This window comes from Exiguobacterium antarcticum DSM 14480 (assembly GCF_000685865.1).
In the GTDB taxonomy this organism is placed as follows: Bacteria; Bacillota; Bacilli; order Exiguobacteriales; family Exiguobacteriaceae; genus Exiguobacterium_A; species Exiguobacterium_A antarcticum.
Map to the genome: position 1 here is coordinate 1,411,286 of NZ_JMKS01000003.1, position 15,242 is coordinate 1,426,527.

Annotated in this window: 7 protein-coding genes, 3 rRNA genes and 1 other annotated feature; of the genes, 9 read left to right on the forward strand and 1 reads right to left on the reverse strand. The window is 49.0% G+C overall.

Annotated features, from left to right (window positions below):
- Positions 1-5: 5 nt before the first annotated feature.
- The 6 genes from gyrA to guaB all read left to right on the forward strand — a co-directional run bounded on the left by gyrA (position 6) and on the right by guaB (position 10,625).
- Positions 6-2,678, forward strand: a complete 2,673-nt coding sequence (gyrA, locus tag P404_RS0108065; RefSeq protein ID WP_014969063.1) for a DNA gyrase subunit A — start codon at positions 6-8, stop codon at positions 2,676-2,678.
- Between the two features lie 93 nt (positions 2,679-2,771).
- Positions 2,772-3,818, forward strand: coding sequence for an HD-GYP domain-containing protein (locus P404_RS0108070; RefSeq protein WP_014969064.1), 1,047 nt, complete (start codon positions 2,772-2,774; stop codon positions 3,816-3,818).
- 376 nt (positions 3,819-4,194) lie between these two features.
- Positions 4,195-5,756 (forward strand): 16S ribosomal RNA (locus P404_RS0108080).
- 167 nt (positions 5,757-5,923) lie between these two features.
- Positions 5,924-8,839: ribosomal RNA gene (locus P404_RS0108085) — 23S ribosomal RNA — on the forward strand.
- Positions 8,840-8,887: 48 nt separating this feature from the next.
- Positions 8,888-9,003, forward strand: a 5S ribosomal RNA gene (gene rrf / locus P404_RS0108090).
- The 16S, 23S and 5S rRNA genes sit together here, the layout of an rRNA operon.
- 155 nt (positions 9,004-9,158) lie before the next feature.
- The gene (gene guaB / locus P404_RS0108095) at positions 9,159-10,625 is read left to right on the forward strand and encodes an IMP dehydrogenase (protein ID WP_026830492.1); all 1,467 of its coding nucleotides are present in this window, start codon (positions 9,159-9,161) and stop codon (positions 10,623-10,625) included.
- Positions 10,626-10,688: 63 nt separating this feature from the next.
- On the opposite strand, the gene pdxR is transcribed toward guaB, so the two are convergent.
- Positions 10,689-12,083 (reverse strand): MocR-like pyridoxine biosynthesis transcription factor PdxR, encoded by a 1,395-nt coding sequence (gene pdxR, locus P404_RS0108100; RefSeq protein WP_014969067.1) that lies wholly within the window; start codon positions 12,081-12,083, stop codon positions 10,689-10,691.
- Between the two features lie 130 nt (positions 12,084-12,213).
- Between pdxR and pdxS the strand changes: the two genes are divergently transcribed.
- The 3 genes from pdxS (at position 12,214) to P404_RS0108115 (ending at position 15,016) form a co-directional block, all read left to right on the forward strand.
- Positions 12,214-13,101, forward strand: a complete 888-nt coding sequence (pdxS, locus tag P404_RS0108105; protein ID WP_026830493.1) for a pyridoxal 5'-phosphate synthase lyase subunit PdxS — start codon at positions 12,214-12,216, stop codon at positions 13,099-13,101.
- Entirely contained in the window at positions 13,095-13,673 is a 579-nt protein-coding gene (gene pdxT, locus P404_RS0108110) for a pyridoxal 5'-phosphate synthase glutaminase subunit PdxT (RefSeq protein WP_026830494.1), read from the forward strand. Before pdxS ends, pdxT begins: the two co-directional genes overlap by 7 nt.
- A gap of 95 nt (positions 13,674-13,768) precedes the next feature.
- The gene (locus P404_RS0108115; RefSeq protein ID WP_026830495.1) at positions 13,769-15,016 is read left to right on the forward strand and encodes a D-alanyl-D-alanine carboxypeptidase family protein; all 1,248 of its coding nucleotides are present in this window, start codon (positions 13,769-13,771) and stop codon (positions 15,014-15,016) included.
- A gap of 13 nt (positions 15,017-15,029) precedes the next feature.
- Positions 15,030-15,239 (forward strand) — a binding site (T-box leader).
- Positions 15,240-15,242: the final 3 nt, after the last annotated feature.

Sequence of the window (15,242 nt, forward strand, 5' to 3'; positions counted from 1 at the left end):
TACGAATGTCCGATCAACAAGGGATCATTAAAGATATCAACATCAGTCAAGAAATGCGTACGTCCTTCATGGATTATGCGATGAGTGTCATCGTCGCACGTGCCTTACCGGACGTCCGTGATGGCTTGAAACCAGGTCATCGTCGTATTTTGTACGCGATGAACGACTTAGGTATTCGCGCCGACAAACCACATAAAAAATCCGCCCGTATCGTTGGTGAAGTCATCGGTAAGTATCACCCGCACGGTGATTCTGCCGTTTACGACACGATGGTTCGAATGGCGCAGGACTTCAGTTACCGTTATGAACTCGTCGACGGTCACGGAAACTTTGGATCCGTTGATGGGGATTCGGCCGCAGCCATGCGGTATACGGAAGCTCGTATGTCAAAAATCGCGATGGAGATCATCCGCGATATCAATAAAAACACCGTCAACTTTAAAGACAACTACGATGGTTCGGAACGGGAACCAGAAGTATTACCTTCTCGTTTCCCGAACTTACTCGTCAACGGTTCGAGTGGGATCGCGGTCGGGATGGCAACAAACATCCCACCTCACCAACTCGGTGAAGTCATCGACGGCGTGTTAGCTCTTTCGCATAACCCGGACATCACGATCCAGGAACTGATGCAACATATACCAGGACCTGATTTCCCGACAGCCGGTGAAATCTTAGGACGCAGTGGAATCCGTCGTGCTTACGAAACAGGTCGCGGATCGATCATCGTCCGAGCCAAAGCGGAAATCGAACAGACAAAAAAAGATCGCGAACGGATCATCGTGACGGAGTTGCCGTACCAGGTCAATAAAGCCCGTCTCGTTGAAAAAATTGCCGATCTCGTCCGGGAGAAGAAAATTGAAGGCATCACCGACTTACGGGATGAGTCGGATCGCCGTGGTATGCGTGTCGTGATGGAAATCCGTCGTGATGCGAATGCAAGTGTCATCCTCAACAACCTGTACAAACAAACGTCGATGCAAACGACATTTGGGGTCAACATGCTTGCGATCGTCAATGGTCGTCCACGTACGTTGACGTTGAAGGAAATGTTGTATCACTATTTAGAGCACCAAAAAGAAATCGTTCGTCGCCGGACGCAGTTTGATCTTGAGAAGGCGGAAGCACGTGAACATCTCTTAGCGGGTTTACGGATTGCGTTGGATCACTTGGATGAAGTCATCCGGATCATTCGTGCGAACCGGACGGCAGATGCTGCCCGCGAGCAGTTGATGGAACGTTTTGCGTTATCAGAGAAACAATCACAAGCGATTCTCGATATGCGTCTCCAACGTTTGACCGGTCTTGAGCGTGAGAAGATTGATGCTGAGTACGATGAAATCATGCAGTTGATTACGGAACTCAAAACCATCCTCGAAAGTGATGAAGAGTTACTCGAATTAATTCGGACAGAACTCGAAGAAGTAAAAGAACGCTTCAACGATAAACGTCGGACTGAAATTCGGATGGACCATATCGAATTCGAAGATGAAGATTTGATTCCGGAAAAAGACATCATCATCACGTTGACAAGCAGCGGCTACATCAAACGTTTGACGACGGATTCATATCGTGCTCAACGTCGTGGAGGACGCGGTGTCCAAGGCATCGGAACGAATGATGCCGATTACGTGACGCGTCTCTTATCATGTTCGACGCATGATACGATCTTGTTCTTTACGAACCGTGGTAAAGTCTACCGGATTCGTGGATATGAAGTACCGGAGATGAGCCGGACCTCAAAAGGTGTACCAATCATCAACTTGATTCAAATCGAGCGCGATGAAAAAGTAGAAACGATGATTCCGGTCAACTTCAAACGGTATCTCGAAGAACAACAAGCAACGGAAGAGACGGAAACGGTCATCGATGTTGCGGTTGAGTCGGATGAGACGGTTGGATCTTCAGAAGGTCTGGAAGAACCGGAAGAAGTCTTAGATACAGAAGAAGTGATGCAAGACGAGCAGAAGTCGTTGATTTTCATGACCCGTAAAGGGCGTGTCAAACGTTCACCGTTATCTGCCTACGCTCGTATCAATAAAAATGGTCTGATTGCGATTCGTCTATTCGAAGACGACGAACTGACATCCGTTCGACTGGCTTCAACGGAAGATGAAGTCTTTACGGTCTCAAATAGTGGGAAAGCGATCCGTTTCCCCATTACGAATGTCCGCTCGATGGGACGTGGTGCACGAGGCGTCAAAGCGATGAACCTGTCAGCAGACGCAATCGTCATTGGGATGGAGCTTGCCCGAGACGACCAGGACGTACTTGTTATCACGGAAAAAGGGTTCGGGAAACGGACGCCAATGACCGAATTCCGGACGCAATCACGTGGTGGTAAAGGACTGATCGCGAGTAAAGTGACGGAACGTGTTGGTCAAATCGTTGCGCTTCGGATTGTTGATGTGGATGATGACATCATGATCATGACAGAAAGCGGAATCGTCATTCGGACGGATTCACAAAACATCTCAAGTGTCGGACGTAACGCACAAGGGGTGAAAGTGATTCGAATCGAAGAAGGTGACCGTGTCGCGACCGTTGCAAAACTGAAAAAAGAAGATGTTGCCGAGGAAGAACTCGCTATCTTAGAAGAAGGAGTCACTGTTTCAGATGAACAGGATGACGCTGCTTCTCAAGTAAGTGAGGAATCTGAACAGGCGCCAGAAGAATAAACCGAGTAGAATGAGGTACAGCAGAGTGAGGACAGTTTTGTCTTTACTCTGCTGTTTTTCTAAAAATCATTATGAGGAAGGAACGAGACAAAGATGCGTGTGGCAAGTGAGCGGCTCATCCTTGGTGACCGAATAACGGAATCTCTTTTTTTACATACTGATATCCCGATCGTTGAAGCAGGAAAAAAACTTGGAGCAGATGAATTAAGACGGATCAAACGGTTTTTGATAAAAGAAGTCGACATCGAGGAACGACCAGAAGGGATGAACGAGGATCCGTTGATGGATGTCGAAGTAGGCGACATGACAGAGAGCAGTCCATTTGATCAATTGATCGATACGTACAATCACGTTTTTACATCGTGGGAACAAGGATTAGTCCCGAACGTCTATGATGCGTTACGTTGGGTCAAGGAGTCGATGCCGGAAATGGTCCGTCGGGAAGATATCTTACCGTACTTCTTAGAACGGGGAACAGAAGCCTACACAGTCCGGCACGCGATTTACCGTGGGGCGATTGCCCAGCTACTAGCAGAAGAAGTAGGAAAAGAACGGAAGATGCTTCATGATTTATGGGTTGCGTCCTATTTTGCAGATTGTGGGTTGGCCCGGATCATGGAGTGGCGCCATACAAAACGGTATGAAGCGATGCAACAAGAGATTTTTCATCGTCATCCAGCAATGGCTTTTCAAGCCTTACAAAAAGAAAGTGTCATTTCAGATACGGTCAAACGATTAATTGTCCAACACCATGAACGGTTAGATGGATCGGGTTACCCGTTAAAAGTCAAAGGCGATAAAATCATGGATCATACCCGACTCTTCATCGTTGCAGATGTATTCGCCGCTATGACCAGTTGGCGTCCGTACCGTGAAGCATATACTGTGTATGATGCCTACTGTCATTTAAAATCGCGACCGATGCAATACGATTCGAAATACGTCACACTGCTCGGACAACTGTTGCTGCCGATCGAAATTGGGGACCGTGTGTTGATCAGCAACGGTAAAATCGCGACGGTCCTTCGAAAGAATCCGGTTTTTGATCGCCCGGTGATTGCCTATGAAGAACATAACCAACGAGTTGTCAAAGATTTAATGGAAGAACGTCAGCTGAACATCATCCAACTCATGGACTGAAACAATTGTCTTAAAACCTGTTTAGTACTATGTTCTTCTATAGAAGAAAAACTCTTTTGTTCATCGTATGATGAGTGAAAAAAAGAGTTTTTCTTTTTTTTATAAAAAACACTTGTACAATAATAAAAGCCATGGTATATTATTTCTTGTCCTTACGAGGACGAGCGCACTGCGGGAAACAAGAAAAAAACTTCTTTTGAAAAGTTGTTGACTTATTGTTTCAGACTTGGTATTCTAATTGAGTCGCCAAAACAGGCGCGGACGAACTTTGAAAACTGAACGATGAGGCAAAAAACGTATCTTCGGATACAAACAATGAATGAAGCGCAAGCTTCGTCAACGTGACTTCGGTCACAACAACGAGCAAGTCAAACACTTTATGGAGAGTTTGATCCTGGCTCAGGACGAACGCTGGCGGCGTGCCTAATACATGCAAGTCGAGCGCAGGAAGCTCATGGAACTCTTCGGAGGGAAGTGAGGGGAATGAGCGGCGGACGGGTGAGTAACACGTAAGGAACCTGCCTTAAGGATTGGGATAACTCCGAGAAATCGGAGCTAATACCGGATAGTTCTTCAGACCGCATGGTCTGATGATGAAAGGCGCTTCGGCGTCACCTTGAGATGGCCTTGCGGTGCATTAGCTAGTTGGTGGGGTAATGGCCCACCAAGGCGACGATGCATAGCCGACCTGAGAGGGTGATCGGCCACACTGGGACTGAGACACGGCCCAGACTCCTACGGGAGGCAGCAGTAGGGAATCTTCCACAATGGACGAAAGTCTGATGGAGCAACGCCGCGTGAGTGATGAAGGTTTTCGGATCGTAAAACTCTGTTGTAAGGGAAGAATAGGCGTGAGAGGTAATGCTCATGCTATGACGGTACCTTACGAGAAAGCCACGGCTAACTACGTGCCAGCAGCCGCGGTAATACGTAGGTGGCAAGCGTTGTCCGGAATTATTGGGCGTAAAGCGCGCGCAGGCGGCCTTTTAAGTCTGATGTGAAAGCCCCCGGCTCAACCGGGGAGGGTCATTGGAAACTGGAAGGCTTGAGTACAGAAGAGAAGAGTGGAATTCCATGTGTAGCGGTGAAATGCGTAGAGATGTGGAGGAACACCAGTGGCGAAGGCGACTCTTTGGTCTGTAACTGACGCTGAGGCGCGAAAGCGTGGGGAGCAAACAGGATTAGATACCCTGGTAGTCCACGCCGTAAACGATGAGTGCTAGGTGTTGGGGGGTTTCCGCCCCTCAGTGCTGAAGCTAACGCATTAAGCACTCCGCCTGGGGAGTACGGCCGCAAGGCTGAAACTCAAAGGAATTGACGGGGACCCGCACAAGCGGTGGAGCATGTGGTTTAATTCGAAGCAACGCGAAGAACCTTACCAACTCTTGACATCCCCTTGACCGCTTGAGAGATCAAGTTTTCCCTTCGGGGACAAGGGTGACAGGTGGTGCATGGTTGTCGTCAGCTCGTGTCGTGAGATGTTGGGTTAAGTCCCGCAACGAGCGCAACCCCTATCCTTAGTTGCCAGCATTTAGTTGGGCACTCTAGGGAGACTGCCGGTGACAAACCGGAGGAAGGTGGGGATGACGTCAAATCATCATGCCCCTTATGAGTTGGGCTACACACGTGCTACAATGGACGGTACAAAGGGCAGCGAGACCGCGAGGTGGAGCCAATCCCAGAAAGCCGTTCCCAGTTCGGATTGCAGGCTGCAACTCGCCTGCATGAAGTCGGAATCGCTAGTAATCGCAGGTCAGCATACTGCGGTGAATACGTTCCCGGGTCTTGTACACACCGCCCGTCACACCACGAGAGTTTGCAACACCCGAAGCCGGTGAGGTAACCGCAAGGAGCCAGCCGTCGAAGGTGGGGTAGATGATTGGGGTGAAGTCGTAACAAGGTAGCCGTATCGGAAGGTGCGGCTGGATCACCTCCTTTCTAAGGAAAACGTCCCGTAAGGGACATGCCCATCGTTCAGTTTTGAGAGCTCGTCTCTCAGTCTCGATAAGAGACACTCGCACCTTGAAAACTGAAGACATCAACAAGACATCAAACTTTTTATAACCATGTCATTAGACGTGTGTTCTTAGAATACCAAAATGCTAGATCAAGGTATGAAGGGCGTACGGTGGATGCCTTGGCACTAGGAGCCGATGAAGGACGCGACGAACAGCGATATGCTTCGGGGAGCAGTAAGTATGCTTTGATCCGAGGATTTCCGAATGGGGGAACCCACCATCCGTAATGGGATGGGACATGTTACATGAATACATAGTGTAGCGTGAGGCAGACCCGGGGAACTGAAACATCTAAGTACCCGGAGGAAGAGAAAGCAAATGCGATTCCCTGAGTAGCGGCGAGCGAAACGGGAACAGCCCAAACCGGAGAGCATGCTCTCCGGGGTTGTAGGACACTCTATACGGAGTCAAAAAGGAAGACAGTAGGTGAACGACCTGGAAAGGTCGGCCGAAGAAGGTGATAGCCCTGTAGCTGAAACTGTTTTCCCTCCAGAGTGGATCCTGAGTACGGCGGGACACGTGAAACCCCGTCGGAATCCGGGAGGACCATCTCCCAAGGCTAAATACTCCCTAGTGACCGATAGTGAACCAGTACCGTGAGGGAAAGGTGAAAAGCACCCCGGAAGGGGAGTGAAATAGATCCTGAAACCGTATGCCTACAAGTAGTCAGAGCCCGTTAATGGGTGATGGCGTGCCTTTTGTAGAATGAACCGGCGAGTTACGATAGCGCGCGAGGTTAAGCTGATGAGGCGGAGCCGTAGCGAAAGCGAGTCTGAATAGGGCGCCATAGTGCGTTGTCGTAGACCCGAAACCAGGTGATCTACCCATGTCCAGGATGAAGGTCAGGTAACACTGACTGGAGGTCCGAACCCACGCACGTTGAAAAGTGCGGGGATGAGGTGTGGGTAGCGGTGAAATGCCAATCGAACCTGGAGATAGCTGGTTCTCCCCGAAATAGCTTTAGGGCTAGCCTCGAGGTTGAGAGTTCCGGAGGTAGAGCACTGATTGGACTAGGGGCCCCCACAGGGTTACCGAATTCAGTTAAACTCCGAATGCCGGCAACTTATACTCGGGAGTCAGACTGCGAGTGATAAGATCCGTAGTCAAGAGGGAAACAGCCCAGACCGCCAGCTAAGGTCCCAAAGTGTATGTTAAGTGGAAAAGGATGTGGCGCTGCCTAGACAGCTAGGATGTTGGCTTAGAAGCAGCCACCATTCAAAGAGTGCGTAATAGCTCACTAGTCGAGTGGCGCCGCGCCGAAAATGTAACGGGGCTAAACATACCACCGAAGCTGCGGATTCCGTAAGGAATGGTAGGGGAGCGTTCCAAACCGCTGTGAAGCTGTACCGTAAGGAGCAGTGGAGCGTTTGGAAGTGAGAATGCCGGTGTGAGTAGCGAAAAGAGGGGTGAGAATCCCCTCCGTCGAAAGCCCAAGGTTTCCTGAGGAAGGCTCGTCCGCTCAGGGTTAGTCTGGACCTAAGCCGAGGCCGAAAGGCGTAGGCGATGGATAACAGGTTGATATTCCTGTACCACCGATCCACCGTTTGAACAATGGGGGGACGCAGGAGGATAGTGACGCATGCGGATGGAAGTGCATGTGTAAGTTTCGAGACCGTCTGATTGGCAAATCCGTCAGGCATCAAAGTCGAGGAACGATGCGGAGTCCCGTAGGGACGAAGGTCACGATTTCACACTGCCAAGAAAAGCCTCTAGTGAGGTGGAAGGTGCCAGTACCGTAAACCGACACAGGTAGGCGGGATGAGAATTCTAAGACGCGCGGGATAACTCTCGTTAAGGAACTCGGCAAAATGGTCCCGTAACTTCGGGAGAAGGGACGCTCTACATTGAGTAGAGCCGCAGTGAATAGGCCCAAACGACTGTTTAGCAAAAACACAGGTCTCTGCTAAATCGCAAGATGACGTATAGGGGCTGACGCCTGCCCGGTGCTGGAAGGTTAAGGGGATGGGTTAGCGCAAGCGAAGCTTTGAACCGAAGCCCCAGTAAACGGCGGCCGTAACTATAACGGTCCTAAGGTAGCGAAATTCCTTGTCGGGTAAGTTCCGACCCGCACGAAAGGCGTAACGATTTGGGCACTGTCTCAACGAGAGACCCGGTGAAATCATAGTACCTGTGAAGATGCAGGTTACCCGCGACAGGACGGAAAGACCCCATGGAGCTTTACTACAGCCTGATATTGAGGCTTTGTGCATGATGTACAGGATAGGCGGGAGACGTCGAGACCGGAGCGCCAGCTTCGGAGGAGTCACCCTTGGGATACCGCCCTTCATGCATAGAGTCTCTAACTCGCAGCCGTCATCCGGCTGGAGGACCGTGTCAGGCGGGTAGTTTGACTGGGGCGGTCGCCTCCTAAACAGTAACGGAGGCGCCCAAAGGTTCCCTCAGAATGGTTGGAAATCATTCGTAGAGCGCAAAGGCAGAAGGGAGCTTGACTGCGAGACCTACAAGTCGAGCAGGGACGAAAGTCGGGCTTAGTGATCCGGTGGTTCCGCATGGAAGGGCCATCGCTCAACGGATAAAAGCTACCCTGGGGATAACAGGCTGATCTCCCCCAAGAGTCCACATCGACGGGGAGGTTTGGCACCTCGATGTCGGCTCATCGCATCCTGGGGCTGGAGTAGGTCCCAAGGGTTGGGCTGTTCGCCCATTAAAGCGGTACGCGAGCTGGGTTCAGAACGTCGTGAGACAGTTCGGTCCCTATCCGTCGTGGGCGCAGGAAATTTGAGGAGAGCTGTCCTTAGTACGAGAGGACCGGGATGGACGCACCGCTGGTGTACCAGTTGTTCCGCCAGGAGCATCGCTGGGTAGCTACGTGCGGACGGGATAAATGCTGAAAGCATCTAAGCATGAAGCCCCCTCCAAGATGAGATTTCCCTTTGAGTAATCAAGAAAGACCCCTCAGAGACGATGAGGTAGATAGGTCACGGGTGGAAGCATGGCGACATGCGGAGCTGAGTGATACTAATCGGTCGAGGCTTTGTTCTAGCAGATGATCTTGTTGATGACTTCAGTTTTGAGGGCGCGAGCCCGTCGTCTGGTGACGATAGCCAAGTGGTCACACCCGTTCCCATGCCGAACACGGAAGTTAAGCACTTGAACGCCGAAAGTAGTTGGGGGCTTCCCCCTGTGAGGATAGGACGTTGCCAGGCCATTGAAAGGACCGATCTGCATACGCAGGTCGGTTTTTTTGTGTTATGTAAAACTTCTGATTGTTCTGATTATTGGTGGAGTCATTGACATGACACCTCTAGCTTGTTACCATAACATCAATATTCTTTTATAGAAGAGAAAGCGAGTGGATAACATGTGGGAGAACAAATTTGCTAAAGAAGGCTTGACGTTTGATGACGTCTTGCTCGTACCACGTCGTTCAAGTGTCTTACCGCGAGATGTAGATTTATCTGTAACATTATGTGAAGGGATCACGTTGAACATTCCTTTAATCAGTGCTGGAATGGATACTGTGACGGAAGCACCAATGGCGATTGCGATGGCACGCCAGGGTGGGCTCGGTGTCATTCACAAGAATATGTCGATGGAAGACCAGGCAGAGCATGTTGACCGTGTCAAACGTTCTGAGAATGGTGTCATTACAAATCCGTTTTATCTCACACCAGAACGGCAAGTATACGATGCTGAGTATTTAATGAGCAAATACCGCATTTCAGGTGTTCCAATCGTCAATAACGAAACAGAACGAAAACTAGTCGGGATTTTAACGAACCGCGATCTTCGTTTTGTTAAAGATTACTCGACGGTTATCGAAACGGTCATGACGACAGAGGAACTGGTGACGGCTAAAGTGGGCACATCACTAGAAGAAGCCGAGCAAATTCTCCATAAGCATCGAATCGAAAAGTTACCACTCGTTGATGAGAACGGTGTTTTAAAAGGATTGATTACAACAAAGGATATTGAAAAAGTGGAACAATATCCACATGCTGCCAAAGACCCATTTGGTCGTCTGCTTGTCGCAGCGGCTGTTGGTGTCACAAAAGATGCTTCGGTTCGTGCGAAGTTTCTTGTGGATGCTGGTGTGGATGCATTGGTCGTCGATACAGCACATGGTCATTCAGAAGGGGTTCTTGTTAAAGTACGTGAACTTCGTGATGAGTATCCGAACTTGCCAATCATCGCTGGAAACGTGGCAACGGCTGAAGCGACACGTGATTTGATCGAAGCCGGTGCATCGGTCATCAAAGTGGGTATTGGACCAGGGTCGATTTGTACGACACGTGTCGTTGCTGGAGTAGGTGTTCCACAAATCACAGCGGTCTTTGATTGTGCGACAGAAGCTCGTAAACATGGTATCTCGATCATTGCAGATGGTGGAATCAAGTATTCCGGTGACATCGTCAAGGCACTTGCAGCAGGAGGACATGCTGTCATGTTAGGTAGCCTCCTCGCAGGTGTGGAAGAAAGCCCGGGAGAAATGGAAATTTATCAAGGGCGTCAGTTCAAGACGTATCGTGGTATGGGATCGGAAGCCTCGATGAAACGAGGAAGTCAGGATCGTTATTTCCAAGAAGCGGATAAGAAGTTCGTTCCAGAAGGAATTGAAGGTCGTGTCGCGTATCGTGGGAAACTAGGAGACTCTGTCTATCAACTCGTCGGAGGGATTCGTTCAGGTATGGGGTATTGTGGTTCTGCTTCACTCGAAGAGTTACGTGAAGAAACACAGTTCATCCGTATGACGGGAGCCGGCTTACAAGAGAGTCATCCCCACGATATTCAAATCACAAAAGAAGCATCCAACTATACACGTCAATAATTCAAAACCCTGTCGACCAAAATTGGTCACAGGGTTTTTTTGTGGATAAGGTTGTGGATAACCTTATCGCAACTGCCACGCAGCAACGAGTTCAGCCAGTCCGCGTTCTAACGACTGTTCGGTCAAGCTTGCAAATCCTAAGACGATCTGTGGATAGGTTGTGGATAACGGTAATTGGGCATAATCGGATAAACCATAGACTCGGATGGATGCGTCCTTCGCACGTTGGAGTAACTCTTGTTCGCTCATCCCGTTCGAGACGGAAACGACGACGTGAAGTCCCGCACTTTCACCGGTTAATCGCAAAAACGGAATATCCCGTAACGAGTGGACAACAACATCAAGTTTACGGCGATAGATTTTTCGCATCCGATTTAAATGTTTCTCAAAGTCGCCTTCTTTCATGAAACGGGTCAGAATCGTCTGATCAAACCGCGATACGCTGCACGTATAATAAGGAAATTCCGTCTGATACCGTTCTAAGAGAAGACGGGGTAAAACCATGTATCCAATCCGCAAAGAAGGCATTAACGATTTCGAAAACGTGCTGACATAAATCACCCGCTCGCTGTCCATGCTATGCAAAGAGGGAATTGATTTTCCGCTATATCGAAATTCACTATCATAGTCATCCTCAATGATATAGCGTGTATCGGATTCAGACGCCCAGTTGAGTAATTGACGGCGTCGGTTAACCGATAAAATACTGCCGGAAGGAAATTGATGGGCCGGTGTCACGTACATGATATCAGCGTTACTCTCAACAAGTGCCCGGATCGTCAAGCCATTTTGGTCGACAGGAATCGGTAGGGTTATCCGTTCATGACTTTCAAGAATCAGTCGAGTCGCATGATACCCCGGATCTTCAATACCGTATGTGGTCCCTTTTCCTAATAAGAAGATGATTTGAGGCAATAACTGTTCCACACCCGATCCAATGATGATTTGTTCTGGAGAACAGACGACACCACGCGAATGATAGAGATAGGTCGCAATTTCAATGCGTAACGATAAGTCACCTTGAGGATGTCCGAGCGATACTAACGATTGATGCTGTTCATCAATGACATCCTTGGCGTGTTTTCGCCAACGGGAGAAGGGAAACGATGAACCATCGATTTTACTTGGATGGAAATCGTACCGCATGACGGGTTGCTCGCTCACACGTTGGCTCGTCATCAAGGGTGCCGTTTTGACATAAGCCAGTTCTTCGTATGCCAAAACAAAGTAACCTTTTCGTGAAATCGATTCGACGTATCCTTCGGCAACGAGTTGTTGATAAGCGAGTTCAATCGTCGTTTGACTGAGATTCAAAAACTGACCGAGCTTTCGTTTGGATGGTAATTTTGTCCCGTAAGCAAGACGTCCTTCGATGATTTCCTGACGGATTTGTTGATAGAGCTGTTCATACAACGGACGATGACCGTCGCGGACCAACTCAAACGATAACATGTCCATGATGTATCCCCTTTTTAACTGACCTTGTCAATTCATCATAAACTGATACTTTTAAAATAGTCAACCGAGAATATACTAAGAAGTATCACCGGTTAAAACCAACATACTTTTTAAGGGGGAATTACACATGATGGAACGACAACAAGGATCAGATCGTGTAAAGCGGGGAATGGCAGAAATGCAGAAGGGTGGCGTCATCATGGATGTCGTCAACGCGGAACAAGCTAAAATCGCAGAGGCTGCTGGCGCCGTCGCTGTCATGGCGCTCGAACGGGTGCCATCCGATATTCGCCGGGATGGCGGAGTGGCACGGATGGCAGATCCTCGCATCACGGAAGAGGTCTTACATGCAGTATCGATTCCAGTCATGGCGAAATGCCGAATCGGACATATCGTCGAAGCCCGGATTCTTGAATCCTTAGGGGCAGATTTCATTGATGAAAGTGAAGTGCTGACACCAGCCGATGAAGAATACCATCTGTTGAAATCAACGTTTACCGTTCCTTTTGTCTGTGGAGCCCGCGATTTAGGGGAAGCGGCACGACGGATTGCAGAAGGTGCTGCGATGATCCGAACGAAAGGGGAACCTGGCACGGGAAACGTTGTCGAAGCCGTCCGCCATATGCGAAAGATCCAAAGTCAATTGAATCAGATTTTGCATACACAGCCAGATGAGCTGATGACACGAGCGAAAGAGTGGGGAGCGCCTTACGAAGTCTTGCAACAGATTCAAGCAGCCGGTCGCCTTCCTGTCGTCAATTTTGCAGCAGGTGGAATTGCGACACCTGCTGACGCAGCATTAATGATGCACCTCGGAGCAGACGGTGTCTTCGTCGGTTCAGGTATCTTTAAATCGGAGCATCCGGAACGTGTTGCGAAAGCAATCGTCGAAGCCGTTACCTATAAGGATGATTTCGAACGGATCGCTTATTTATCGAAGGGGCTCGGGACAGCGATGAAAGGCATCGACGTCACATCGATGCCATTCGAGGAACGGATGGCACCACGCGGATGGTGATCGGTATATTAGGTGTCCAAGGTGCTGTTCGGGAGCATCAAGAAATGCTTCAGGCACTCGACGTCGACACGGTCATCGTCAAGTCGGCAACTGATCTAGAAACAATCGACGGTTTAGTTTTGCCAGGTGGTGAGTCGACGACGATGCGACGATTGATTGATCGATACGATCTGTTTGACCTCTTATGCGAAAAAGTTGGGACGTTACCGATGTTCGGGACATGTGCCGGGATGATCTTACTGGCGACCGAACTAAGTCAAGGTACGGCTCATCTCAAAGGGATTCCAATGACGGTAAGACGAAATGCTTTTGGCCGCCAAGTCGATAGTTTTGAAACACGGCTTCCAATCGAAAGGATCGGGAGCGATATCGAAGCGGTTTTCATTCGTGCTCCTTATGTGGAACGAATTGGAGAGGGTGTTCGGGTACTGGCAACAGTCTCGGATGCAGTTGTCGCCGTTGAAACGGATTTGCACCTGGCCTGCTCCTTCCATCCTGAACTGACGACAGATACACGGCTTCACCGTTATTTCATTCAAAAAATCAAACAGCGTCAAACTATTTCTGTATGAGAAGAACCCTAAGAGGAACCGACAGTTTTTCAACTGTCGGTTCCTTTTTTTGTGCTACACTAAAAAGACATAACATCAGTTGAAGGAGAGGACCGATGAAACGTTTTTTCACACTCTTCTTGAGTGCCCTGCTACTGACGACAAGTTTGTTTCCTGTGACAAGCTATGCCGATACTCCGGCAATCAAGGCAGAATCCTACATAATGGTTGACGCCGTGACAGGGAAGGTTTTATTAGCGGAAGAAGCCGATTTGTCGTTACCTCCGGCTTCAATGACAAAGTTGATGACACTTTATTTAGTCCGTCAACAGATTGAACAAAAAAAATTATCGTGGAGTCAGACTGTCAAACCAAGTGCCAGAGTATTGAAACTGGCAGAAACGGAAGGGATTGCCCGTCTTCCGGTAAAAAAGACCTCGTATACGATTCGTGAACTCTATGACGCCGCCTTCATTAAATCGGCCAATGATGCCGCCGTTTTGCTGGCAGAAGTCGTCAGCGGAACGGAAAAGAAGTTTGTCGAACAGATGAATGCGACTGCCCGGTCGCTCGGGATGAAAGATACCGAGTATGCCAATGCCTCCGGATTAGACGCTGTCGATGCGACGTTACCCGGAGCGAATCTGATGACGGCGATGGATATCGCACTTTTGATCATCCGCTACATTCAAGCATATCCTGACGTACTGGATGTCACCAAACGTTCTACGATGATAATCAACGGGACGAAAATCGAGAATTCGAATAAGATGTTGGCACGCCAACCATATGCCTATACGGGCATGCGTGGTATGAAAACAGGGACGACGGATCTTGCCGGTTACTGTTTTGCAAGTGTCGCGACACGAGGGAATTTGACACTGGTGTCGGTCGTGATGCGCACGACATCGGACAAAGCTCGTTTTACAGAAACAAAAAAATTACTCGATTACGGTTTTTCCTCTTTTGAACCGCTGACGTATTACGGAAAAGGGGAATCCATCAAACGTGTGTTACCAATCAAAGGGGCAGAACGATTGAACCATGATGTCGTGACAGAAACGTCGTTATACGTCACGGTTTCGAAAAAGCAGGCAGGACAACATCCACCGGTCTTTCATTTCTCGAAAACAGATGCGCCAGTCAAACAGGGAGAAGCGATTGGTACGGTTCAGGTTGAAGATACTGGATTGTATCTACCAGGTTTTACTGTACCGCAGACCGTTTTATACAGTGCTGAGAAAATCGAGTTAGCGAGTTTTCAGACCCGGTTATTCCGTGCGATATCTGCTTGGTCTGAAAAAATAAGCCAAGCGATTCATAAACCAACCCTTGTCAATCTTAAAGGAGATAGTGTAAAGTAAAGCTAATCTCATACATGATGTCATGAACGGACCAAGTAAAGGTGTTTATTCTGTTAAGAGAGCTAGTGGATGGTGCGAACTAGTCAGAAGGATACTTCGAATCGAGCCGGATCACACACCTTGCGAACAAGGTGCGGGTACGCCCGTTATCGCGTCTTTAGAGTTGGCTAGTGAAACTAGCAATGAGGGTGGCAACGCGGATCCAAGGTGATTCGTCCCTCTTCGG